The organism is Streptosporangium jomthongense (genome assembly GCF_042650425.1).
Classification (GTDB): Bacteria; Actinomycetota; Actinomycetes; order Streptosporangiales; family Streptosporangiaceae; genus Streptosporangium.
In genome coordinates this window covers 25,059-49,238 of the sequence record NZ_JBHSBC010000015.1, presented here as the reverse complement: position 1 = coordinate 49,238, position 24,180 = coordinate 25,059, and the positions used below count along the sequence as shown (strand labels likewise).

The 24,180-nt window shown below is 70.5% G+C and carries 19 protein-coding genes; 6 read left to right on the top strand and 13 right to left on the bottom strand.

The genetic code is table 11. The features are described from left to right. Positions 1-359 precede the first annotated feature (359 nt). Together ACFOYY_RS17315 and ACFOYY_RS17310 are read left to right on the top strand one after the other, a co-directional pair. Positions 360-533, top strand: a complete 174-nt coding sequence (locus tag ACFOYY_RS17315) for a hypothetical protein (RefSeq protein ID WP_352015899.1) — start codon at positions 360-362, stop codon at positions 531-533. An 86-nt stretch (positions 534-619) separates the two neighbouring features. Next, complete coding sequence (locus ACFOYY_RS17310) at positions 620-1,198, top strand: TetR/AcrR family transcriptional regulator (protein WP_352015900.1); 579 nt, start codon at positions 620-622, stop codon at positions 1,196-1,198. Here ACFOYY_RS17310 and ACFOYY_RS17305 read toward each other — a convergent pair. The 4 genes from ACFOYY_RS17305 to ACFOYY_RS17290 all read right to left on the bottom strand — a co-directional run bounded on the left by ACFOYY_RS17305 (position 1,128) and on the right by ACFOYY_RS17290 (position 5,374). After that, positions 1,128-2,828, bottom strand: a complete 1,701-nt coding sequence (locus ACFOYY_RS17305; RefSeq protein WP_386190295.1) for an alpha/beta fold hydrolase — start codon at positions 2,826-2,828, stop codon at positions 1,128-1,130. The genes ACFOYY_RS17310 and ACFOYY_RS17305 overlap by 71 nt on opposite strands. A gap of 72 nt (positions 2,829-2,900) precedes the next feature. Continuing rightward, positions 2,901-3,467, bottom strand: a complete 567-nt coding sequence (locus ACFOYY_RS17300; protein ID WP_386190294.1) for a TetR/AcrR family transcriptional regulator — start codon at positions 3,465-3,467, stop codon at positions 2,901-2,903. A gap of 24 nt (positions 3,468-3,491) precedes the next feature. Continuing rightward, positions 3,492-4,358 (bottom strand): RNA polymerase sigma-70 factor, encoded by an 867-nt coding sequence (locus tag ACFOYY_RS17295; RefSeq protein WP_386190293.1) that lies wholly within the window; start codon positions 4,356-4,358, stop codon positions 3,492-3,494. Positions 4,359-4,393: 35 nt separating this feature from the next. After that, positions 4,394-5,374: a helix-turn-helix domain-containing protein gene (locus tag ACFOYY_RS17290; protein ID WP_386190292.1), complete on the bottom strand. Its 981-nt coding sequence runs from the start codon at positions 5,372-5,374 to the stop codon at positions 4,394-4,396. 103 nt (positions 5,375-5,477) lie between these two features. On the opposite strand from ACFOYY_RS17290, the gene ACFOYY_RS17285 reads away from it, so the two are divergent. Next, positions 5,478-5,948 carry a rhodanese-like domain-containing protein gene (locus tag ACFOYY_RS17285; protein WP_362781746.1) on the top strand — a complete coding sequence of 157 codons (471 nt, stop codon included), beginning with the start codon at positions 5,478-5,480 and terminating at the stop codon, positions 5,946-5,948. Positions 5,949-5,953: 5 nt separating this feature from the next. On the opposite strand, the gene ACFOYY_RS17280 is transcribed toward ACFOYY_RS17285, so the two are convergent. From ACFOYY_RS17280 to ACFOYY_RS17260, 5 genes are all read right to left on the bottom strand, one after another. Beyond that, entirely contained in the window at positions 5,954-6,346 is a 393-nt protein-coding gene (locus tag ACFOYY_RS17280; RefSeq protein WP_386190291.1) for a VOC family protein, read from the bottom strand. 109 nt (positions 6,347-6,455) lie between these two features. Continuing rightward, a complete protein-coding gene (locus ACFOYY_RS17275) occupies positions 6,456-7,373 on the bottom strand; it encodes a helix-turn-helix domain-containing protein (protein WP_386190290.1) in 918 nt (305 codons plus the stop codon). A gap of 134 nt (positions 7,374-7,507) precedes the next feature. Beyond that, complete coding sequence (locus tag ACFOYY_RS17270; protein WP_352015908.1) at positions 7,508-10,348, bottom strand: vitamin B12-dependent ribonucleotide reductase; 2,841 nt, start codon at positions 10,346-10,348, stop codon at positions 7,508-7,510. A gap of 84 nt (positions 10,349-10,432) precedes the next feature. After that, positions 10,433-10,894 carry a transcriptional regulator NrdR gene (gene nrdR / locus ACFOYY_RS17265; RefSeq protein ID WP_184715543.1) on the bottom strand — a complete coding sequence of 154 codons (462 nt, stop codon included), beginning with the start codon at positions 10,892-10,894 and terminating at the stop codon, positions 10,433-10,435. A 483-nt stretch (positions 10,895-11,377) separates the two neighbouring features. Then, on the bottom strand, positions 11,378-11,728 hold the full coding sequence (locus ACFOYY_RS17260) for a hypothetical protein (RefSeq protein WP_386190289.1): 351 nt from the start codon (positions 11,726-11,728) through the stop codon (positions 11,378-11,380). 199 nt (positions 11,729-11,927) lie between these two features. Here ACFOYY_RS17260 and lexA point away from each other — a divergent pair, with 199 nt between their 5' ends. Continuing rightward, entirely contained in the window at positions 11,928-12,638 is a 711-nt protein-coding gene (gene lexA / locus ACFOYY_RS17255) for a transcriptional repressor LexA (protein WP_352015911.1), read from the top strand. Between the two features lie 76 nt (positions 12,639-12,714). Here lexA and leuS read toward each other — a convergent pair whose 3' ends face one another. Further along, positions 12,715-15,201 carry a leucine--tRNA ligase gene (gene leuS, locus ACFOYY_RS17250; protein ID WP_386190288.1) on the bottom strand — a complete coding sequence of 829 codons (2,487 nt, stop codon included), beginning with the start codon at positions 15,199-15,201 and terminating at the stop codon, positions 12,715-12,717. A gap of 539 nt (positions 15,202-15,740) precedes the next feature. On the opposite strand from leuS, the gene ACFOYY_RS17245 reads away from it, so the two are divergent. Further along, a complete protein-coding gene (locus tag ACFOYY_RS17245) occupies positions 15,741-18,029 on the top strand; it encodes a hypothetical protein (protein ID WP_386190287.1) in 2,289 nt (762 codons plus the stop codon). A 15-nt stretch (positions 18,030-18,044) separates the two neighbouring features. Here the strand turns inward: ACFOYY_RS17245 and ACFOYY_RS17240 are convergent, their stop codons facing one another. Next, the gene (locus ACFOYY_RS17240; RefSeq protein WP_386190286.1) at positions 18,045-19,277 is read right to left on the bottom strand and encodes a cytochrome P450; all 1,233 of its coding nucleotides are present in this window, start codon (positions 19,275-19,277) and stop codon (positions 18,045-18,047) included. 222 nt (positions 19,278-19,499) lie between these two features. Continuing rightward, positions 19,500-21,071 carry a GMC family oxidoreductase gene (locus tag ACFOYY_RS17235; protein WP_386190285.1) on the bottom strand — a complete coding sequence of 524 codons (1,572 nt, stop codon included), beginning with the start codon at positions 21,069-21,071 and terminating at the stop codon, positions 19,500-19,502. Positions 21,072-21,248: 177 nt separating this feature from the next. On the opposite strand from ACFOYY_RS17235, the gene ACFOYY_RS17230 reads away from it, so the two are divergent. Continuing rightward, a complete protein-coding gene (locus ACFOYY_RS17230; protein ID WP_352015915.1) occupies positions 21,249-22,781 on the top strand; it encodes a long-chain-fatty-acid--CoA ligase in 1,533 nt (510 codons plus the stop codon). A gap of 131 nt (positions 22,782-22,912) precedes the next feature. Here the strand turns inward: ACFOYY_RS17230 and ACFOYY_RS17225 are convergent, their stop codons facing one another. Then, positions 22,913-24,172, bottom strand: coding sequence for a class I SAM-dependent methyltransferase (locus ACFOYY_RS17225; RefSeq protein ID WP_386190284.1), 1,260 nt, complete (start codon positions 24,170-24,172; stop codon positions 22,913-22,915). Positions 24,173-24,180 lie beyond the last annotated feature (8 nt).

Sequence of the window (24,180 nt, the reverse complement as noted above, 5' to 3'; positions counted from 1 at the left end):
CGCCGCTGGACACCATAGTTCGGCCGATGTCACGCACTCAGGCGTTCCCCAGGTCAGCGGCGTCGTCCGGCCGCGATCAAACCGGTTGATAGGGCTCACCGGGGAGAACTAGGTTGGCAAGCGTGGGCGGGCTCCCGCCGACCCCCGGCCGGCGAGCCCGAGCAAGAGGAGGGACGAGCCATGCGTCACGCGAAAGTCGCCCGTTCGCAGCACCGGCGTCGCCGTACCCGCGCCTTCGACCTGGACCTTCGCACCCCGTCAGGCCGCAGGCTTCCCTACTGACGATCAGTTCTTTACGACGGTTTTACGGGACGATCTGTAGACATTTCGTGTAACGAAAGCGTCACGCGGGGGGCTCAATGAAGAGACTTGTGCTTGTGCCGCCGTCCGTCGCGCGGCTCAAGATCAGAGACATCCGGTCGGTACGGCGCCGCGGCGGCGCGTCCGACACCAAGGTCGTCGATCTGCGCGCCTACACAGGACGCAACGTCCTGCGGTTTCCGGCCACGAGCGGCCCCACTCCCGCGGCCTGACCGACCGCCCGGCCGGCCGGGAGGACCCGCGACCCGCGGGTCCTCCCGCATTATCCGGACACAGTGTCCACCTATACCCTGGGGGCATGGAGAGAGCAGACGCCGCGCGTAACCGGGCGCGCATCCTGGAGGCCGCGGAGCGGCTGTTCGCCGCCAAAGGGGCGCCCAACGTCACCATGGAGGACATCGCCAGGGCGGCGGGAGTCGGCCGGGGCACCCTGTACCGCCGCTATCCCGACCGGGCCGCGATCGCGACCGCGATGCTCGACGAGCACGAGAAGGCCCTGCAGCGCGAACTGATCGGAGGCCGGCCGCCCCTCGGCCCCGGTGCCACGCCCGCGCGGCGGCTGGCCGCCTTCTACGCCGCGATGGTCGGCCTGCTCGAATCCCACTCCCACCTGGTGCTCGGCGCGGAGACGGGCCGCTCGCGCTTCGCCACCGGCGCCTACGGTTTCTGGCGGGCGCACGTGCGCTCGCTGCTGGTCGCCGCCGACGTGCCCGACCCGGACGCGCTCGTCGAGATCGCGCTCGCCCCGCTCGCCCCCGAGGTCTACACCTTCCAGCGTGAGGGTCGCGGGCTCGGACCCGAGCGGATCACAGCCGCGCTGGAAGAACTCGCCCTGCGGCTTCTCGCAGGACACGCGCCACCCGCCGGGGATGGGTGAGCTGGGGGTAGTGCCCCGCGCCCTCGATCACGACGTCGGCCTCACCCACCACGAGCGGGTCGGCCGCGCCCGTGACGATCGTCACCGGGACCTCGGCCCGGCCGAGCGCCCGCCGCAGTTCCTCCCTGGCCGCGTAGCCCGCGCGCATCGCCCCGATCACCCGCCGGGCGGCACCGGGGCGGCGCAGGTCGGCGAGCGCGCCCTCGGGCACGCCGAGTCTGCCCGCCAGCCGCGCCGGGGACGTCCCGCGCAGTACGGCGGCGCCGAAGGCCGAGCGGGCCGGCCACCCCGCCGGAGCCTGCAGGAAGGCCGGGGCCAGGAGCACGACCGCGGAGATCCGCTCAGGACGTGCGAGCGCGTAGCGCAGGACGGGCCCGCAGGCGAAGGAGTGCCCGACCAGCACCGGGCGCGTCCCCGCCGGTTCGAGCAACGCCTCGGTCCACTCCCCCAGTGAGCGGGCGGGCGAGGAGCGGCCGAGTCCCGGCAGGTCGGCGGCCAGGACGGGACCGTCGAGCGACTCGCTCACCTCCGCCCAGGAGCGGGCGTCGAGCGGCAGCCCGTGCAGCAGCACGTACCGGGGGCTCTCCCGCTCCCCCGCCACCCAGGTACGGCTGCCCGCCACGTCCCGGAACCCGTACGGCCCGCGTGGCGCCTCCCCCTCCCCGAACCCGGCGCCGACCAGCCCGTCCGCCCAGGTCCTGAGCATCTCCTCCACCGGGGGCATGCGCAGACCGGCCCGCTCGGCGAAGGCCAGGGCGGGGGCCGTCTCGTAGCGGTCGCCGGACATGAACGACAGCGTCTCCGGGTCGGCGCCGGTCAGGGCGCGGGGCAGCCGCCGTACGAGAGGGACCGGGATCGTCGCGCGCGGAGGGCGGACTCCCAGGTGGGCGGCCAGGAGCCCGGCCAGCTCCGGCAGGTTCGGCGTCCGGTCGTCGAGCACCCAGTAGGCCTCGCCCGCCGTCTCCTCGTGGCCGGGCACCTCCGCCATGAAGCGGGCCAGGTAGCCGATGTCCACGACCGGCAGGAAGGTCCTGCCGTCCCCGGGCAGCAGGGGCAGCCGGCCACGCCACAGGTCGCGCACCACCGAGGCGAGGCCGATGAACTGCCCCTCACCGGTGACCGAACTGGGGTTGACGACGGTCAGCGGGACGCCGAGTTCCGCGGCGCGGGCGCGCACCGCCGCGTCGCCCTCCCGTTTCGAGGCCTCGTAGGCCCCGTCACGGCGGTAGTCGGGAGGACCGCCGCTGACACGGTAGCCGCTGACGTGCACCAGGCGCCGCAGCCCCTGGCGGGTGGCCGCCCAGTCGGCCACGTTGACCGCCCCGGTCACGTTGGCCGCCCTCGCCTCGGCGACGCCCAGTCCGAAGGCGAAGCGTGCCGCGGTGTTGTAGACGTCGCGCACCCGCCCGAGGTCCGGCGCGGCGCCGAGCCCGAGCCCGGGGACGGCGATGTCGGCGGTCACGACGGTCAGCCGCGCGGTGTCCACGCCCTGCCCGGCGAGCCAGGAGGTCAGCCGGTCCGCCGGTCCGCGCAGGGCGGCGGCCACCACGCGCTCCCTGCGCAGGAGTTCGGCGACCAGGGAGCGGCCGATGAATCCCGCCGCGCCGAAGACGATGGAGTCGGGGGTCACGCGATCACCTCATAATAGATCGGTCTACATATTTCATGGACATACGAAGGGAGCCGGGGAGGGGTCCTGGCGTTACGGCCTCAGCAGCGTGGCGATCCCGCGCGCCACCCGGTCGAGCGGCTCCCGGCTGCGATGCGCCCTGGCCAGCAGCAGCGCGCCCTCGATCAAGGCCAGGACCGTGGCGGCCGTGTCGGCGGGCTCCGGGTGCCCGTCCACGGCCAGCCGGTGACGCAGCGCCTCCTCCCACGAGCCGTAGACCTCGGCGCAGACCTCCTGGAGCGGGTCGCTGACGGCCGCCATCTCCAGCGCCACCGTGGCCACCGGGCAGCCCTTGCGCCACCCGGAGGCCTCAAGCCGGTCGCCCAGCAGTGCGAGCACCCCGGTGACCAGGCTCACGGCGTCGGGCGCGGACTCGGCAAGCTCCCGCACGATCCGGCCGACCTCGTGGCCCGCCCGCCGTACGGACTCACCGACGAGCTGGTCCTTGCCGCCGGGGAAGTGGAAGTAGAGCGAGCCGCGCGGCGCTCCGCTGGCCGCCACCACCTGGTTCAGCCCGGCCCCGAAGTAGCCGCCGCTCTCGATCAGCTCCCGCGTCGCGTCGAGCAGCCGCGTCCTGGTCTCCTCACCCTTGCGTCCCATGGCCCAAAAAATAGACCGGTCTGCTTATTCTTGGCAACCCGGGGCGGTGAAGCGCGAGAGCTTGTCCGGATTCAGCACGGCCCGCACCGCCGTGATCCGCCCCTCCGTCACCTCGATCGCGAAGACCGCGACGACCACGTCCCCGGCCCACACCACGATCCCCTCCTCGCCGTTGACCTCGGTGTGGGCGAACCCGCCCCCGGGGCCGAACTTGGCGGCGATCCCGGCCAGGAAGCGGACGACCTTGTCCCGGCCCTCCACGGGGCGCAGCGCGGCGCCGACCCGGCCACCGCCGTCGGACCAGACGACCACGTCGACGGCGAGCAGCCGCTCAAGCTCGGCGAGGTCGCCGCCCCGCGCGGCGTCGAGGAACCGCTCGACGATCCTGCGCCGCTGCTCCCCGGGCACGTCGAACCTCCGGGGCTCGCCCATCCGCTTCCTCGCCCTGATCAGGAGCTGGCGGCAGTGGGTCTCCGAAAGGTCGAGCACCTCGGCGATCTCGCGGTAGCCGTACGAGAAGGCCTCGCGGAGCACGAAGACGGCGCGCTCCGGAGGGGTGAGGCGCTCAAGCAGCGTCAGGAACGCCATGGAGACCGCGTCACGTCGCTCGGCGGTCTCCAACGGGCCGAGTGCCGCCGACTCGACGGGCTCGGGAAGCCAGGGGCCGACGTAGCTCTCACGGGTGGCACGGGCGGCGGTCAGCCGGTTGAGACAGAGGTTGGTGACCACCTTGGCCAGCCACGCCCCCGGCGTCTCCACGTTCCGCCTGTCGGCGGTGTGCCAGCGCAGGTAGGCGTCCTGGACGACGTCCTCCGCCTCCGCGGCCGAACCGAGCATCCGGTAGGCCAGGCCGAACATCCGCCGCCGCAGTTCCTCGAACTCATCGACCATCCGTCCAGGGTCCCAGAGCTCAGCGGGCGCCCGGCTCACGGGGACTCCCTGAAGGCCCTGCGGTAGGCCGAGGGCGAGGTGCGCATCGTCCTGGCGAAGTGGTGCCTGAAGGTCACGGCGCTGTCGAAGCCCACCGCCGCCGCGACCTCCTCGATCGAGGCGGAGCCCGACTCCAGCGGCTCCAGGCTGGCCGCGATCCGCTGGGAGATCACCCAGCGCAGCGGGCTCGTCCCGGTCTGGCGGGCGAAGTGCCGCAGAAAGGTGCGTTGCGACATGCGGGCGGCCCCGGCCATCCCGGCGACCGTGATCGGCTCGGCCAGGTGCCCGAGCGCCCAGGCCATCGCGACGGCCACCGCGTCGTCCCCCTCCGCGGGCGCCACCGGGGCCTGGACGAACTGGGCCTGCCCGCCCTCCCGGTGCGGCGGGACGACCAGCCTGCGCGCGACCGAGTTGGCCACGCCGGGGCCGTGGTCGGTGCGGACCAGGTGCAGCAGCAGGTCGAGGCCCGCGGCGCTGCCCGCGCTGGTCAGCACGTCCCCGCCGTCCACGTACAGGACGTCGGGGTTGACCCTGACCAGCGGGAACCTCTCCCTCAGCAGGTCGGCGTACCTCCAGTGGGTGGTCGCCTCACGCCCGTCGAGCAGCCCCGCGGCGGCCAGCGCGAAGGCCCCCGAACAGATCGACACGATCCTGGCCCCACGCCCGTGCGCCGTCCGCAGCGCCCTGACCAGCTCCGCGGAGACCTCCCCCCGCACGTCCGCGACCGCGGGCACGATCACCGTGTCCGCCGCCGCGGCCACGTCGAGCCCGTGCCCGGCCCGCATGGTAAACCCTCCGACGACCCGCAGGTCGGCCGGGGTCTCGGCGCAGACCGTCAGCTCGTACCAGGGGACGTCGAGTTCGGGCCTGGGAATGCCGAAGATCTCCACCACGCAGCCGAGTTCGAAGGGGGCCATGCCGTCGAAGGCGACGGCGGACACGGTGTGCGCCCGCCGCGCCGGGAAGAGAAGCGACATGGCGGGATATTAGCGATAAGCGGCGTTCACGCCACTGGCCGGAGGGGCGCCGTGCGCGAAACCATGTCTCACGCACGGCACCGTTCTCCGAGAAAGGCATGTGATGTCCGCCCCCTCATCCGCCGTCACCGCGGTCCCCGCCGCCGAGAGCACCACGGCGATCGCCCACTTCGCCGCCCGGCTCGCCTTCGAGACCGACGTCTCCGACGTGGCCGCCGACCTGGCGGCCGGAGTCCCGGACGTCGTCGTGGTCGACACACGTGGCGTCCAGGCCTGGCTCCAGGGCCACGTCGCGGGAGCCGTACACCTGCCGACCGGCGAGATCGCCGCCCGCGCGGCCGAGGTGGTCCCCACGGGGGCGACCGTGGTGACCTACTGCTGGGGACCGGGCTGCAACGGCGCCACCAGGGCGGCCCTGGAGTTCGCCAGGCTCGGTCACCCCGTCAAGGAGATGATCGGCGGCTTCGAGTACTGGGCCCGGGAGGGCCTGCCCGTCGAGACCTCGGAGGGGGTCTCCCGGCGTGCGCCCGACCCGCTGACCGCCCCTGTCCTCGGCGTCTCCTGCGCCTGCTGACGCCCTCAGCCGTTCGCGGCGAGCAGATCGACGCCGTTGCCGTCGGGGTCGTGGACGATGGCGTACCGCTGCCCCCAGAGCGCGTCCCAGGGCTCCTTGTGGCCCTCGTAGCCCAGGGAGACGAGTTCGTCGTAGGCGGCGTCCACCTCGGCGGGGGTGTCGAACTCGAAGGCGAACGCCGTCCGGGAGCCTCCGGTGGGCGGCCGCCAGCCCGGGTCGAAACCGTGGAGCGTCTCGACCGTGTCCCAGACGAGCTTCAGCCCCCCGGGCAGTTCCGCCTCGACGTGCGGCTCCCCGTCCGCCTCCGGCGGCAGGTTCAGGCCCAGCCGGCGGTAGAACGCCAGCGACCTGGCCATGTCCTTGACGACGATTCCCACGAAACTCAGACGTGCCCGCATATCAATGTCTTTCCGGTTGAGGTGCCGTGCTCGGTGCGCGCGTCCCGGGGCCGCGCACGGCCCAACCTAACCGGAGGTCACATCCACGGTCTTGCAGGAATCAGACGACTCACGCCTCGGCGGACGCCCTGAGCGCGGCGGCCAGCCAGAGGAAGGCCGCCACGGCCGGAGGGAACGGCGGGCGCCCGTTGATGGCCCCCACCAGCTGCCAGTACCGCTCGACCCGCAGGTCGCTGAACAGCTCCACCTGCTCGGCCAGCCGTACCCGCTCCTGTGCCCGGGTCTCCGGCGCGACGATCAGGTCGAGTACGGCCCGCCCCTCGGCCGAGTCCGGCGCGACCCCCGCCGCCTGGGCCGGGACGGCGTGCTCCATGACGGCCTGGTGGTCCAGCGGGTCTGCGGGGCTGTCCGCGTTCTGGCCCGCCACCACCATCTCCCTGACCCGGCGCTGGAAGTCCTCGTCCTCGACGAGTTCCGCCAGCTCCATCCAGGCGTCCACCTGCTCCGGGCTCGGCTCGTCCGGCAGTTCGGTGTTCACCTGCCGCATGCCGTTCGCGATGCCCAGCGCCGGGCCCTCGCCGAGGTCGACCACGGCGAGGACGCGGTCCACGAAGTCATCGATGATCTGCTGCCGCTCCCGCGCGGACAGCCTGGCCAGTCTGTGCATCAGTGACGCCTCCTCGATCGTGCTGCCGCGCTTGGCGACCGTGCTCAGCACGGCGCGGCGCAGCCGCAGGGTACGGATCTCCGCCTCAAGCGCCGCGACATGCGTCTCGGCGACCTGGGCGACTGTCGTGGCCCGGCACAGGACCTCCTCGACCGCCTCAAGACCGAACCCGAGTTCGCGCAGGGTCCTGACGAGGTCGAGCCGGGCGACCGCCCGCGCGTCGTAGAGACGGTAGCCGCCCGCGGACCGCCCGGTCGGCGGCACCAGACCGCTGTCCGACCAGAAACGGATCGTCCGCACCGGCAGTCCCGTACGGCGGGCGAGCTGCCCGATCGTGAAAAGCTCCGTGCCTTCGCTCACGGCACCACTGTGCCGTCTCCACTCACTGGAGACTCAACTCCCTTTTCCCGCGATGCTCCCTTTCCCCGCGATCGGGAGAGACGACGGGGAGCCGGTGAGCCATGTGGCTCACCGGCTCCCCGGTTCAGGCCGTGTCAGCTGCAGCCGCTGGTCGAGCCGCAGCCCTCGCAGACGTAGCAGCTGCCCGCGGGACGCATCTTGGTGCCGCAGGTCATGCACAACGGCGCGTCGGCGGTGCGGCCCTGGTGCGACTCCAGGGAGCCCGCGGCGCGCTCGGGGGCGGCCACCTCGACGGTCTGGGCGCGGGTCTCGGAGCGGGGCTGGGGCCGCTCGATGGGCGCGGAGGTGGCCAGCTCGGCGATGACCTCGTCCGCGGCGATCGGGGCCGGGTCCTCGCCCCGCTGCTGGGCGGCGCGCTCGGAGGCCGAGAAGATCCCCAGGGCGGCCCGCTCGTCGTAGGGCAGGTGGTCGAGCGCCAGGCGGCGGAAGATGTAGTCCATCACCGAGGCGGCCATCCGGATGTCCGGATCGTCGGTCATGCCCGCCGGGTCGAAGCGCATGTTGACGAACTTGCCCACGTAGGTCTCCAGCGGCACGCCGTACTGCAGGCCGATGGAGATGGCCACGGAGAAGGCGTCCATGACGCCCGCCAGGGTGGAACCCTGCTTGGACATCTTCAGGAAGACCTCGCCGAGACCGTCGTCGGGGTAGGACGAGGCGGTCATGTAACCCTTGGCGCCGCCCACCGTGAAGCGGGTGGTGGTGCTGGGCCGCTGGTTCGGCATCCGGCGCCTGGTCGGACGGCTGACCTCGACGACCTGGACCTCGGGCTCGGCCGGTTCGGCCTTCTCCTCGGTCTTCTTGCCCGCCGCCGACAGCGGCTGGCCGACCTTGCAGTTGTCGCGGTAGACGGCCAGGGCCTTCAGGCCGAGCTTCCAGCCCTCCATGTAGACCTGCTCGATGTCCTCGACCGTCGCGGACTCGGGCAGGTTGACGGTCTTGGAGATGGCACCGGACAGGAACGGCTGGGCCGCCGCCATCATCCGCACGTGGCCCATCGGCGCGATGGCCCGCTCTCCCATGGCGCAGTCGAACACCTCGTAGTGCTCGGGCCGAAGACCGGGGGCGTCCACGACGTGGCCGTGCGCGGCGATGTACTCGACGATCGCCTCGACCTGCTCCTCCTGGTAGCCGAGCTGGCGCAGCGCCCGCGGGATCGTCTGGTTGACGATCTGCATGGAGCCGCCGCCCACAAGCTTCTTGAACTTGACCAGGGCGAGGTCGGGCTCGATGCCGGTGGTGTCGCAGTCCATCATCAGGCCGATGGTGCCGGTCGGCGCGAGCAGCGAGGCCTGGGCGTTGCGGTAGCCGTTCTTCTCGCCGAGCTTGAGGCAGTCGGCCCACTGGCGGGAGGCCTCGGTGTGGATGACCCGGTCCATCCCGCCCAGGGTGCGCAGGTCGTCGTTGGCCGCGGCGTGCTTGCGCATGACGCGCTTGTGCGCCTCGGCGTTGCGGGCGTAGCCCTCGTACGGCCCGACGACCGCGGCCAGCTCGGCGCTGCGGCGGTAGGAGGCGCCGGTCATCAGCGAGGTGATGGCCCCGGCGATGGCCCGGCCGCCCTCGGAGTCGTAGGCGTGGCCGGTGGCCATGAGCAGCGCGCCCAGGTTGGCGTAGCCGATGCCGAGCTGACGGTAGGCCCGGGTGGTCCGGTCGATCTTCTCGGTCGGGAAGTCGGCGAAGGTGATGGAGACGTCCATCGCGGTGATGATCAGCTCGGTGAGCTTCACGAAGGCCGCGACGTCGAAGGTGTCGTCGTCCCTGAGGAACTTCAGCAGGTTGATGCTGGCCAGGTTGCAGGAGGAGTTGTCCAGGTGGAGGTACTCGGAGCAGGGGTTGCTCGCCGTGATGCGGCCGGTCTCCGGGCTGGTGTGCCAGTCGTTGATCGTGTCGTCGTACTGGACGCCGGGGTCGGCGCACTCCCAGGCGGCCTGGGCCATCTTCCTGAACAGGGACTTGGCGTCGACCTTCTCGATCACCTCGCCGGTGAGGCGTGCGCGCAGCCCGAAGTCACCGCCGTTCTCGACGGCCCGCATGAACTCGTCGGAGACGCGCACGGAGTTGTTGGCGTTCTGGTACTGGACGGAGACGATGTCCTTGCCGCCCAGGTCCATGTCGAACCCGGCGTCGCGCAGCGCGCGGACCTTGTCCTCCTCGCGCGCCTTGGTCTCGATGAACTCCTCGATGTCGGGGTGGTCGACGTCCAGGACGACCATCTTGGCCGCGCGGCGGGTGGCGCCGCCGGACTTGATGGTGCCCGCCGAGGCGTCGGCGCCGCGCATGAAGGAGACGGGACCGCTGGCCGTACCGCCGCTGGAGAGCAGTTCCTTGGAGGAACGGATCCGGGAGAGGTTCACCCCCGAGCCCGAACCGCCCTTGAAGATCACACCCTCTTCCTTGTACCAGTCGAGGATGGACTCCATCTGGTCGTCGACGGCCAGGATGAAACAGGCGCTGACCTGCTGCGGGGAGGCGGTGCCGACGTTGAACCAGACCGGCGAGTTGAAGCTGAAGACCTGGTTGACCAGGGCGTGCTTGAGCTCGTGGTCGAAGATCTCGGCGTCCTCCTCGGTCGCAAAGTAGCCCTCCTCGACCGCGGTCCTGGTGTAGACGCCGACCACCCGGTCGACGAGCTGCTTCAGGCTCCACTCGCGCTGCGGGGTGCCGACGGCGCCCCGGAAGTACTTGGTGGTCACGATGTTGGCGGCGTTGACCGACCAGGAGTCGGGGAACTCGACGCCCCGCTGCTCGAAGTTGACCGAGCCGTCCCGCCAGTTGGTCATGACGACGTCACGGCGTTCCCAGGTCACCTGGTCGTACGGGTGCACCCCGGGCGTGGTGAAGATGCGCTTCATCTTCAGTCCCTTGCGTGGCCGCTTGCCCCCGCGCGCGACCGCGCCGTTGACCGTCTCCGTCATGACTTCCCCCTTCCGAGGCTCCATGGAGCCCCCAGTCGGACCAGTTCAACACGCCGCGTACTCCCCCGGCGCCCGGGGACTGACTCAGTCGCGCCGCGCGGAACGCTCGGCGCGCAGCTGTTCGATCTCGGCCTCGAAGTCGGCCAGGGTCTCGAAGCCCCGGTAGACGGAGGCGAAACGCAGGTACGCCACCTCGTCGAGCTCGCGGAGCGGGCCCAGGATCGCCAGCCCGACCTCGTGGGCCGCGATCTCCGCGGCCCCGGTCGCCCGGATGCTCTCCTCGACCCGCTGGCCGAGCTGGGCCAGCGAGTCCTCGCTCACCGGGCGCCCCTGACACGCACGCCGGACACCGGCGATCACCTTGTCCCGGAAGAACGGCTCGGTCACCCCGCTGCGTTTGCTCACCATGAGCAACACCGTCTCCTGCGTGGTGAACCTGCGCCCGCACTCCGGGCAGGTGCGCCTGCGCCGGATGGCGCTGCCGTCCTCGGTCGACCGGCTGTCGATGACCCGCGTGTCAGGATGACGACAGAACGGACAGTGCACGCGTGTCGCCTCCCTGACTTGCCCAGCGGCTCATCTTCCTCGCGTTGCTCCGCCGGCTCTGCGATCTCCGTGTGGAGACGCTCACGCACGCCCTCGAATGGTCGAGATGCGGTAATAGAAACACAATCTATGGTGGAGCGGAATGATGAAGCCACTAGATGTTGTGGTCCAACCGTAGGAGTGTCGGACCATGAACGCAAGTTAGGAAGGGCCTGCCGAGCGAAGTCGCCGATCAGCGCAGCTCAAGGGCGTCAGCCGGGCGTGTCGCCCTTCCGGTGCGGCCCCGCGGGCGCCGTCCGGACATGCGGCACCCCTCCCCGGGGCGTGCGAACGGGCCGATCGCCGAGATCCATTATCGGGTGAGCCCGGGGCGTGTCGTCACGCTCCGTCGTCGGCGCCCCCGCCCGCCCCTCCTCGGAGCGCCCAGGACCCCCACTGGCCACAGGGCCCGCAGAGGCCCGTCGAGGCGCCCCGGAAAGCCTTCTAGGAGGCGAGGGCCGCGTCCAGGAGGGCACCCGCCCAGAAGGCCGCCAGAACGAGGAGCACGAGCGCCAGGACCGCCACGACCCTCCCCCTGCGGGTCAGCCTGACCGGGGCGCGCCTCCGCCGGACGGTCGCGTGCGCCACCCTCCCCCCGGCGACGGCCCGCCTCCGCGAAACCGCCGGAACCGTACGGCCCGCACGCCCCGCGGCGGTCCCACGGGGACGCGCGACGGGCCGCCCGCCCCCCGCCGCCCCACGGCCCGCGTCCTTGGCGGCCGTCTCCCCGGCGCCCCTGACCAGCGTCAACGTGGGCCTGGTTGTCCTCGTGGCCGCCTTCACGGTGCCCCCCATCTCTTCGACCTGGCCGAACACATGTCGAAGAAAGATCGGCGAATCGAACACGATGTCGATCGAACTCCCGTACGATGTTGTACACCACGCCGCCACCGATTTCGAGGACCATTCGAACAAATGTTTGAGTATGATCTTCGGCGGAGGTACGGTCGCTGTGTGCGACGCAACCAATACAGACCGGGAGCGAGGAGATCATATGAGTGAGCGCGACGAGAGCGGCGCGGCCGTCAGTGACCTGGCGGTGCGCAGGCGTGACTCCCTCGGCCTCACCCCCAGGCAGCGCAAGATCCTTGAGGTGATCCGCGACTCGGTGCAGCAGCGCGGCTACCCGCCGTCGATGCGCGAGATCGGCGAGGCGGTGCAGCTGACCAGCACCTCCAGCGTGTCGCACCAGCTGACGGCCCTGCAGCGCAAGGGCTATCTGCGCCGCGACCCGCACCGCCCGCGTGCCCTGGAGGTGCGCCTGCCCGGCGAGCCGGTGCTGTGGGTCGACCCCGACACCAACGCCGAGGAGACCTCGGTCAACCGCCCGACCGCGGCCTACGTGCCGCTCGTCGGCCGGATCGCCGCCGGCGGCCCGATCCTCGCCGAAGAGAGCGTAGAGGACGTCTTCGCCCTGCCCAAGCAGCTCGTCGGCGAGGGCACCCTCTTCCTGCTCCAGGTCACGGGCGACTCCATGATCGACGCCGCGATCGCCAACGGCGACTGGGTGGTCGTCCGCCAGCAGCCCGTCGCCGACAACGGCGACGTGGTCGCCGCGATGATCGACGGCGAGGCCACGGTCAAGACCTTCAAGCGCAAGGACGGCCACGTCTGGCTGGTTCCGCACAACACGAACTACGACCCGATCCCCGGTGACGAGGCCACCGTCCTGGGCAAGGTCGTGGCGGTGCTGCGCAAGCTCTGAGGCGCCCCGGCGGCATCTCTCCCGGAACGCGAGGAGTGACCCTCAAACCGAGGGTCACTCCTTTCTGCGTTCACGATCAGGGAACGATGTTGACCAGCTTGGGGGCCCTGACGATGACCTTGCGGGGCGCGCCGGACAGGAAGGCCTGCACCTTCTCCGACGCCAGCGCCAGTGCCTCCAGGTCGGCATCGGAGATCTCCGGGGAGACCTCCAGACGGTCACGGACCTTGCCCGCGACCTGTACGACGCAGGTGACGGTCTCCTGCACCAGCAGCGCCGCCTCCGCGACCGGCCACCCGGCGGTCGCGACGGAGGCGGGGTGCCCCAGCCGCTCCCAGCCCTCCTCCGCCGCGTACGGCGCGACCAGGGACAGCATGACCGCCAGGGTCTCCGCGGCCTCGCGCACCGCCGGGTCGGCGGCACCGGGGCCCGAGTCGATGGCCCTCCTGGCGGCGGTCGTCAGCTCCATCATCCTGGCGATCGCGACGTTGAAGCGGTGCGAGTCGAGCAGCTTGGTGACCTCGTCCACGGTCCGGTGGACGACCTTGCGCAGCTCCAGATCACCGGTGGAGAAGTCGACGCCGGGTGCGGATCCCGCACCGGCCTCGGCCATGACGCGGAAGGCCCTGGCCAGGAACTTCTGCGACGCGGCCGGGGAGACGTCGGCCCAGTCGATGTCGTCCTCGGGCGGGCCGGCGAACAGCACGGTCAGCCTGACCGCGTCGACGCCGTAGGTGTCGATCTGCTGGCCCAGGTCGACCCCGTTGCCCAGCGACTTCGACATCGCCTTGCCCTGGTTGATGACCTGCCCCTGGTTCAGCAGGCGCAGGAAGGGCTCGGTGAAGTCGAGCATGCCCATGTCGTGCAGGACCTTGGTGAAGAAACGCGAGTACAGCAGGTGCAGCACCGCGTGCTCGACACCGCCGACGTACTGGTCGATCGGCCCCCACCTGCGGACCTTCTCCACGTCGAAGGGACCGTCCAGGTAGGTCGGATCCACGTAACGCAGGTAGTACCACGAGGAGTCGACGAAGGTGTCCATCGTGTCGGTGTCACGCTTGGCGGCTCCGCCGCACTTGGGGCAGGAGACGTTGACCCAGTCCTCGGCCGAGGCCAGCGGGGAGACACCCTTGGGCGCCAGCGCCTCACCACGCATGTCGGGCAGGGTGACGGGCAGCTGGTCGTCGGGAACCGGGACCTCGCCGCAGTCAGCGCAGTGGATGATCGGGATCGGGCAGCCCCAGAAACGCTGGCGGGACAGCAGCCAGTCACGCAGGCGGAAGTTGACCGCCGCCCTGCCGGTCCCGCGCCCGGCCAGCACCTCGATGATCCTGTGGATGGCCTCGGCCTTGGACAGGCCGTCCAGCGGCCCCGAGTTGACCAGGGTGCCCTCACCCGCGGTGGCGATCCCGGTCTCCCCCGGGTCGGCCATGCCGGTGTGGACGACGACCCGCACCGGCAGGTCGAAGGCGCGGGCGAAGTCGAGGTCGCGCTGGTCGTGGGCGGGAACCGCCATGATGGCGCCGTGGCCGTAGTCGGACAGCACGTAGTCGGCCGCCCAGACCGGCATGCGCTCACCGTTGACCGGGTTGATCGCGTAGCGGCCCAGGAAGACGCCGGTCTTCTCCTTCTCGGTGGACAGCCGGTCGATGTCGGACAGCTTGGCGACCTCGGCCCGGTAGGTCTCGAAGGCCTTCCGCTGCTCGTCGGAGACGATCTCCTCGGCCAGCGGGGCGTCCGGGGCGACGACGAAGAAGGTCGCGCCGTACAGCGTGTCGGGGCGGGTGGTGTAGACCGTGACCGGCTCGTCGCGGCCCTCGATCACGAAGTTGACGTCCGCGCCCTCGGACCTGCCGATCCAGTTGCGCTGCATGGTCAGCACGCGCTCGGGCCAGCCGCCCTCCAGCTGGGCCATGTCGTCCAGCAGCCGGTCGGCGTAGTCAGTGATCTTGAAGTACCACTGGGTCAGCTCCCTGCGGACGACCTCGGCGCCACAGCGCTCGCACCTGCCTCCGACGACCTGCTCGTTGGCCAGCACGGTCTGGTCGTTGGGGCACCAGTTGACCAGGCCGCCCTTGCGGTAGGCCAGGCCGCGTTCGAAGAAGCGCAGGAACAGCCACTGCGTCCACCGGTAGTAGGTGACGTCACTGGTGTGCAGACGACGGGACCAGTCGAAGGAGACCGCGTAACGCTTGTAGGAGGCCGCCTGGGTCTCGATGTTGGCGTAGGTCCACTCGGCCGGGTGCGCGTCACGCTTGATGGCGGCGTTCTCCGCGGGCAGGCCGAAGGAGTCCCAGCCGATCGGGTGCAGCACGTTGTAGCCGCGCTGGAACCAGTAGCGCGACACGATGTCACCGATGGCGAAGGCCTCGGCGTGACCCATGTGCAGGTCGCCCGAGGGGTAGGAGAACATGTCGAGCATGTAGCGACGCTCGCGCGGGTCCGCGGGGTCGTCGGAGGCGTGGAACGGGTCCAGTTCCTCCCACCGCCGCTGCCACTTGACCTGCAGTGCCTGCGGATCGTAGTGCTGCTCGTCGCTGTTCACGTCGGCTCGCTCGCTCACGTCAATCTTCCCTCGGTATACGTCTGCTGCGATGATCTGACCCGTCCGGCCCAATAGAAAAACCCTCCGCTCATGCGAAGGGCAGCCGCACCGGCGGGCGTCTAACGCCGAGAAGGCCGATGCGGCCCGGTAAGCAGCAGGGTCGCGGCACGCATACGGCAAGACTATCGCAGTCCGCAAGCCGTATTCGTGGCCTGGGGAAACGAATTGGATCACGGTAAACGGAGGACGCCCGTCCGGCGATCCAGCACAATAAGAGCAATCACGTGCCTGGAGCGGGCCGAGACCTGATGGGGACACATCCGTTGTGACCTCGCATGTCCCGTCAGTTTACTCTTCTCACCGTGGCACACTCAGTCGAGCCGGGGCAGGGCCCGGATCCCTTGGAGGCCGGCCTGCCGATGCAGGATCCACCGACCGACCCCACAGGACTCCAGTTCAGGGGGGCGTTCTCCGGTTTCCCTGCGAACATCCCTGCCTCCCGTGAGACCATGCCGAATACCCATAATTCGGGCACCCGTGCGGAAGGTAAGGAAGCCATGGCCCCGGAGCAGCCCAGCCAGCCCCACCTGCCTCCGGCGTGGCCGGAGGCGGCGGAGACGACGTCCGGCTGGGCGAACGACTCCTTCGGCGCCTCGTCGCCACGACTTCCCCTCCCCCATGAGGAGCCGGCCTCGCCCGCCGACGGCCAGGGACAGCCGGGCGCCGGTTGGGAGCAGGCGGGGGCGAGCACGCCCGAATACGGCTGGAGCCAGCCGACGCCGTCCCAGACCCCCAACGGGGCTCCCAGCGGGTCCTCCAACGGCTCCGCGACTCTCGGCGGCGGCTGGGACCAGGCGCTGGCCTCCCCTTCGGGGGGCGCGCCCGACGACATGGAGACCCCCCGGCAGGGCGTCCCCACTCAGCCTCCCGTCACCGGTCCGGCGTCCGGCTGGAACTCCCCGGCGGGGACCGGGTGGGACCAGGCAGCCCGTACGGCGCCCGCCGATCCGCGGGACCGCCCCGCCTCCAGCGCCACGACCAGCTGGAGCGACGCGTTCACCCCGCAGCCGAAGGACGCCCTCAGGCCGGACCCCGACCTGGCCGGCGGATACGGAGGCCAGCTTCCCGAGGCCGCTCCCGTGAGTGCCGAGCCCCGGTGGGACCCGCAGCCCCCGGCGGAGGCGGCACCCGCCGACAACCCGGTGTGGCCGCCCGCCACCGCCGAGAACACCGGATGGCCGTCCGCCACCACCCCACAGGACGACGCCGCGCAGCCGCCCGCCGCCGCAAACGCCTCCTGGCCGTCCGCCGCGCCGCAGGACAACGCCGTGTGGCCGCCGACGGCCCAGGCGAACGGCTCCGCCTGGCCGTCCGCCTCCGCCGAGAACACCGGGTGGCCACCCGCCGCTCCGGCCTCCGGTCCGGCCGCGGGACCCACCGCGCCCGCGGGAGACCCGGCGCCCGGGGCAACCGCGTGGCCGTCGGCCGTGCCCGGGGACAACCCCGTGTGGCCGCCCTCCGCGGCCGAGGGAACCGTGCGGGACCCGCTGTCGCACACGTGGTCGACCCCTCCTCAGGAGGAGCCGAGCCGTGACGGCGCGCCCTTCGGCGAGGACGCCGCCCGGGGCAGCTTCGGGGTGCCGAACAACCCCGCCGTCTGGGCCCTCGCCGCGACGACCGCGTCCGAACCCACCCCGCGCTCCGATCCGCTGAACGACCCGCTCAACGCCCCCCGCAACGCCCCGCCGGTCGACCCGTTGAGCGGCCCACTGAACAATCCCCTGAACGACCCGCTGACGGCGCCCGCCTACGACGCGTCCGCGACACGGCATCCGGCCGACCTTCCGCTCCCGCCGCAGGCTCAGCCCTTCGGGCAACCGGGACAACCGGCTCACCCGGGGCAGCCGGGACAACCAGGGCATCCGGGGCAGCATGAGTTCGGCCACCCCGGGCAGCCCGGTCACCACCTGAGCCAGGACCCGTCCGACCCCAACAGGCGTTTCGTCACCGCGGGCCAGATCAGCGGCCCGAAGACCCCTCCGCCCGAACGTCAGCAGGAGCTGTGGGACACGGTCTTCGGCGACAACTACCAGGCCATGGGGAACGAGGACGACTTCGACGAGCAGGGCAGGCCGGTCTGGGTCTTCGCGCTGGTCGGGTCGGTGGTGATCGCGCTGGTCGGCGCGCTGCTGTGGGCGTTCATGGCCGGTCCGCTCGCCGCGACGAACGAGGCGGACCCCGCTCCCAGCGCCAAGCCCTCCGCCACGTCCAAGAAGCCGCCGAAGTCCCAGACGCTCGGCCGTCTTCCGCGTTTCCCCGGCAAGGCGTCCCCGGTCTCGGGCACCCTGGCCGACCAGGCGGCGGCGATCAGCGTGACACGGCTGGGCGGAGAGTGGCGGGAGGACCAGCGCAGGACCGTGCCCACGGTCTACGGTTTCACCACCCGCCAGTACGTCGCCGCGGGCACCGACTCCGCCGGTAGGACACAGTTCGCCCAGCTGATGTCGGGGGTGCTCCCGTCCCGGCTGAAGGACAAGTACACCTCACCGGAGAATCTCTCCCCCGTGACCAACGCGGTCGCCGCCTCGGCGCGCAAGAAGTTCTTCCCCGAGGACAACACCGCCCGCAAGACCGCCCAGCAGTCCCTGACCGTCAACGGCCTGCCCGGACAGCTGTCCGCCTACGAGATCACCACGGGCGACACCAAGACCACCATGGTCGTGGCGGCCGTGAGCACCGGCGCCGACCTTCCCTCGATCGTCTACATGTCGGTGCCCGACAGCAAGAAGGAGCTGCTGCCGGACATCAACACCGTCTTCACCTCGATCAAGGCGCTCTCCTCTTAGGACCCGCGTCCGGTCTCAGAAGTCGCACTCAAGGTGCTTGATGCCGTTGATGAAGCTGGAGCGCAGCCGGACCGGTTCGCCGACGGAGCGAATGTGCGGAAGCCGGGTGAACAGCTCACGGAACATCACGGAGATCTCCCTGCGGGCCAGGTGCGCGCCCAGGCAGAAGTGCGGGCCCGGGCCGCCGAAGGCCACGTGGGGGCCGCCCGCGCGCCGGATGTCGAAGCGCAGCGGGTCGGCGAAGACGGCCTCGTCACGGTTGGCCGCCCAGTAGTAGAGCAGCACCTTGTCTCCCTCGCGGTAGAGGTGGCCGTTCATCTCGTGGTCGCGGGTGAGGGTGCGGCGCATCCAGGCCACCGGTGAGGCCAGCCGGAGGATCTCCTCGACCGCGCCGGGCAGGCGTCCTTCGAGGTCGTCGAGGAGCAGCGCGCGCTGCTCGGGGTTGTCGGTGAACAGCTTCAGGCCGTGGGAGATGGCGTTGCGGGTGGTCTCGTTGCCCGCCACGACCAGCAGGATGAAGAACGAGCCGAGTTCACGCACGGTGAGCTTCTCGCCGTCGATGTCGGCGCTGGTCAGCGAGGTGATCAGCGGGCCACCGCCCTCGGCCGCCAGGGAGACGACGAGGTCCTGCAGGCACTGTCCCGCGCTGAGGAGCAGCTCGGCGGCACGGCTGACGTCCTCGATGAACTCGGGGTCGCCGCCGGACAGGATGACGTTCGAGGCGTCGAACACCGTCTGGTAGTGCTCGGCGCCGATGCCCATCATGTCGCAGATGATCTTCAGGGGCAGCCTCGTCGCGACCTCGGTGACGAAGTCACAGCCCGGCCCCTTGGCGATCAGGTCGTCCACGATCCTGGTGGCCTCGGCGCGCACGTCGACCTCGAAGCCACCGATCATCCTGGGGGTGAAGGCCCGTGAGACGATCCGGCGGAGCCTGGCGTGCCGGGGATCGTCCATGTTGATCATCGATCCGAAGTACTCGCCGAACTCGGGGCTCAGGTCGTGGATGGCCGTCGCCCCGCGCGCCGAGGAGAAGATCTCGGGGTTGCGGCTGGCCTCGACGATGTCGGCGTGCCTCACCAGCGCGTAGTAGCCCGTCCCCGGCAGGGCGAAGCTGATGTCGGGTTCGGTGAACCTCATCGGGGCGGGCTGGGCGCGCAGCAACGCGAAGGCCTCCTCCCGCTCGGCCATCGGACGCTCCCAGAAGGAGATTTTCGAGAGGTCGATGTCCGACAGTGAGACGGTCACCCCAGCTCCCCATTTGCCGATCCTGTCATGTGACTTTCCGTTCGAAGAGTGCTGAACGGGACCGTACGGATCGTGAAGGCCGGATGCTTCGATCACGGAGAACACACGCGCGCACACCGGGAGTCACGACTCGATCCCATGGCGGAACCTAACACCTGCCCCATGGTGCGGGCCGGGATTCCCCGCAGAATCCCCCGTGAATCGAAAAGGACCTCCGGGGGGTCACGAACCTCCGGCGATCAGTTCGGCGGCCTTTTCCGCGATCATGACGGTGGGGGCGTGGGTGTGGCCCCGGTTGATCACCGGCATGACCGACGCGTCGGCCACGCGCAGCCCCTCGATCCCGCGAACCCGCAGGCTCGGGTCGACCACCGCGTCCGCGTCCTCGCCCATGCGGCAGGTCCCGACCGGGTGGTAGAGGGTCTCGCTGCGTTCACGGATCCAGCCGATGAGCTCCTCCTCGCTGTCGGCCCCCCGGTACGGGTCCATGGGAGCCCCCGCGAACGGCAGGAGCGCCGAGGTCGCGAACAGTTCCTTGGCCTTTCTCAGTCCGGCGACCTGTCTCCTGAGGTCGGCCTCCGCGGTGAGATAGGCGGGGTCGATGGCCACGTCACGCCCCTGGAGGAAGATCCGCCCCCTGCTCTCCGGCCGCAGGAGGATGGAGGCGATGGTCAGGCCGTGCGCGGGCGGCCGGGTGAGCCCGTGGTCGATGAAGGGCACGGGGGCGAAGATCAGCTCGATGTCGGGGGCCGGTTCGTCCGGCGAGGTCTTGATGAAGGCCACCGCCTCGCCGACGTTCGAGGTGAGCATGCCGTTCCTGCCGACCAGGAAGCGCAGCAGGTTGCCGACCGACTCGGCCTTGGCGAGCGTGACCGGTTCCGGGCAGTGCAGGATGACCCCGGAGGCGAGGTGGTCCTGGAGGTTGGCGCCGACCTGGGGAAGGTCGACGAGCGGCTCGATGCCCTGGGCGAGCAGGTCGTCGGCGGCTCCGACGCCCGACAGCATCAGCAGGTGCGGCGAGCCGATCGCCCCCGCCGACAGGACGACCTCCCTGCGTGCCCGCACGACCGTGCCGCCGTCCCTGCCGCCTCCCTCGTTCGCGGGGGCGCACTCGACGCCCGTCGCACGCCCCTCCTCGATCAGCACCCTGCGCACCTGGCGGGAGGTCAGCACGGTGAGGTTGGGCCTCCTTACGGCCGGCCTCAGGTAGGCGTCGGCGGAACTGCAACGGCGGCCCCTGTCCTGGGTGACGGGGGTCGGGGAGCAGCCCTCGTTCGAGGGGCCGTTCAGCTCGTCGAGGCGGGTGAGCCCGGCCTCCTCGCAGGCCTTCAGGAACACCGGGGTCAGCGGATTGGGGCTGCGCAGCTCAGAGATGCGGACCGGGCCCGCGGTGCCGTACACGTCGCCGCGGTTGGAGCCCACCCGGCCCTCGGCCCGGCGGAAGTACGGCAGGACCTCCTCGTAGGACCAGCCGGGCACGTCCCATCCGTCGTAGTCCGCCCGGTGCCCGCGCACCCACATCTGGGCGTTCATCGAGGAGGAGCCGCCGAGCATCCGGCCGCGCGGCCAGTAGAGCCGCCTGCCCGACAGGCCTGGCTGCTCGACGGTGGTGAAGTTCCAGTCGCAACCGGTCTTGAAGAGCCGGGCGAACCCGGCGGGCATCCTGACCTCCAGCTTGTCGGCCGGTCCGCCCGCCTCGATCAGCACCACCGTCGTCGCCGGGTCGGCGGACAGCCGGTTCGCCAGCACACACCCCGCCGACCCCGCCCCCACGATCACATAGTCGTACTCCACTGCGCACTGCCCCTTCGTCGCACGAACGGACGGCCCGCCTACCCTCGGTAAGCGGGCTCACATCTGCTTACCCTGAGGTGCTTTACGCGTCAATTCGTAACCATTGTTACCTACCGGTAGGTATCTCCGCCCTGAAAAGATGGCACGGGACAGATCCCGCCCTGGAGGAGGACGCCCATGCTCAATCTGTCGATCGTCCTGGAGGACAGTGCCCGCCAGCAGCCCGACCGCACCGCGATCGTCTTCGGCGACCTGCGGCTGCCGTACTCGCTGGTCGACACCATCGCCAACCAGGTCGCCAACCTGCTGGTCTCCAGAGGCGTCGGCAGAGGGGACCGGGTCGCGCTGGCCTGTCCGAATCTGCCCTACTTCCCCTTCGTGTACTACGGCATCCTCAAGACGGGCGCCACGGTCGTGCCGCTCAACGTGCTCCTGCAGCCCAGGGAGATCGCCTATCACCTGCGGGACGCCGAGGCCAAGGCCTTCTTCTGCTTCGAGGGCACGCCCGAACTGCCGCTGGGCGAGCGGGGCAGGGCGGGCTTCGAGGAGTCCGAGCCGACCGAGCACTTCATCGTCCTGCCCGCCACCGCCTTCGCCACCGAGTCCGAGCACGGCGAGACCCTGTGGGCGGCGCTTGACGGCGTTCCCGGGCAGTTCCAGACCGTGCAGACCGCACCGGACGACACCGCGGTGATCCTCTACACCAGCGGCACCACGGGACAGCCGAAGGGCGCGGAGCTGAGCCACCAGAACATGCTGCTCAACGCCATGGTCTCGGACGAGATGTTCCCGCGCTCCGAGGGCGGTGACGCCTTCCTGGCCGCGCTGCCGCTGTTCCACTCCTTCGGCCAGACCACGGTGCTGAACCTGGGGTTCCGGCGCCGGGCGACCATCGTGCTCATGCCGCGTTTCGAGCCGGGTCCGGCGCTCGAACTGATGCGCGCGGAGAACGTCACGCTGTTCGCGGGCGTGCCGACGATGTACTGGGCCATGCTGACCAGGGTTCACGACGGCGACGCGGTCCCCTCCTCGCTGAGGGTCGCGGTCTCCGGCGGCGCCTCCCTGCCCGGTGAGGTGCTCAGGGACTTCGAGGCCACCTTCGGGATCGGCATCCTGGAGGGCTACGGCCTGTCGGAGACCTCCCCGGTGGCCAGCTTCAACCAGCTCGGCAGGCCGACCAAGCCCGGCACGATCGGCACGCCGGTCTGGGGCGTGGAGATGAGGCTGATCGACGGAGACTGGAAGACGGTCGAGGGCGAGGGTCCCGGGGAGATCGCCGTCCGCGGCCACAACGTGATGAAGGGCTACTACAACCGCCCCGAGGCCACCGCGGAGGTCATGAACGACGGCTGGTTCCGCACCGGCGACATCGCCGTGCGTGACGCCGACGGCTACTACACGATCATCGACCGGGCCAAGGACATGATCATCCGGGGTGGCTTCAACGTCTACCCGCGTGAGGTCGAGGAGGTGCTGATGACCCACCCCGGCGTCTCCCTCGCCGCGGTGGTCGGAGTCCCCCACGACTCGCACGGCGAGGAGGTCAAGGCCTATGTCATCCGCACCCAGGGGGCGACGCTCACCGAGGACGAGCTGGCCGCCTGGGCCAGGGAGAACATGGCGGCCTACAAGTATCCCCGTTTCGTCGAGTTCCGTGAGACCCTCCCGATGACCGCGACCGGCAAGATCCTCAAGCGTGAGCTGAGGTAGGGGGCCCGGCCCTCCATCGCCTCCAGAGCCGTTCCGAACCCGGAAGGCCGCGGCCCGCACCCCGGTGGATGCGGGCCGTGGCCCCTGGTGATGAGTCCGGTACGAGGCCCCCGCGAAGAGACCGGTTGAGGTCAGGGCCAGTCGAGAGCCGGACGCAGCGGCACACCGGCCACGCCCTTGTCGTCGAGTTTCACGCCCAGGACCTGGTGGAGCTGGACCTTGTTGCGCTCGAAGCCGACCACGCACCCGGCCATGTAGAGCCGCCACACCCTGGCCGTCCCCTGTCCGACCTCCTCGACCGCCTCGTCCCAGTGGTCGTCGAGGTTGGCGCACCAGTGGCGCAGGGTCTGCGCGTAGTGCTCACGCAGGTTCTCCTCGTGGCGGATCTCGAAGCCGAGGTCCTCCATCTGGCGAATGAGGTGGCCGACCGACTCAAGCTCACCGTCGGGGAAGACGTAGCGGTTGATGAAGCCGCCCGCGTTGATGGTCTTCTCCACGCCGGTGGGCCTGGTGATGCAGTGGTTGAGGATGCGCCCGCCGGGCACCAGCTTGCCGTACAGGAACTTGAAGTAGAACGGCAGCTGGTCCTTGCCGATGTGCTCGGTCAGGCCGATCGAGCTCACGGCGTCGAAGCCGCTCTCCTGGACGTCCCGGTAGTCCATGTGACGGACCTCGGCCAGCTCGCTGAGCCCCGCCTCGGCGATGGCCTTCTGCGCCCATTCGGCCTGCTGACGCGAGAGGGTGACCCCCAGCGCCTTCACGCCGTACTCACGGGCGGCGTGCATGACCATGCCGCCCCAGCCGCAGCCCACGTCCAGCAGCCGCATGCCCGGCTTCAGGCCGAGCTTCTTGGCCACCAGGTCGAACTTGGCGTACTGCGCCTCCTCAAGTGAGGACTCCTCGGTCGGGTAGACCGCGCAGGTGTAGGCCATGGAGGGGCCGAGCACCCAGGAGTAGAACTTGTTGGAGACGTCGTAGTGGTGGTGGATCGCCTCGGCGTCACGCTGCTTGGCGTGCCTGCTGCCCATCTTCGCGAGCATGCTGCGCCGTACCTCCTGGGGGGGAGGCGGTACCCGCATCATCAGGGGCTTGACGCCGAGTGCGCGGATCGCGGCGACCTTCTGCGCCGTGGTGATGTCGTTGATGGTGAGTGACCACATGCGCGCCAGCAGGGAGTACATGTCCCCGTCGACGTCGAGGTGCCCCGAGACATACGCCCTGGCCAGACCCAGCTCACCCGGAGCCTGGGCTAGATAGGCCACAGCGATCGGAGACTTGACCTCGACACCGATGTCGGCGCTGTCCGGACCCGCCTTGCTGCCGTCGTACGCTCTGAAACGAATCCCCGCCTCCGAGCCGACGACCATCTCGAAGATCTCTGCGAGTTTCACAGATTCAA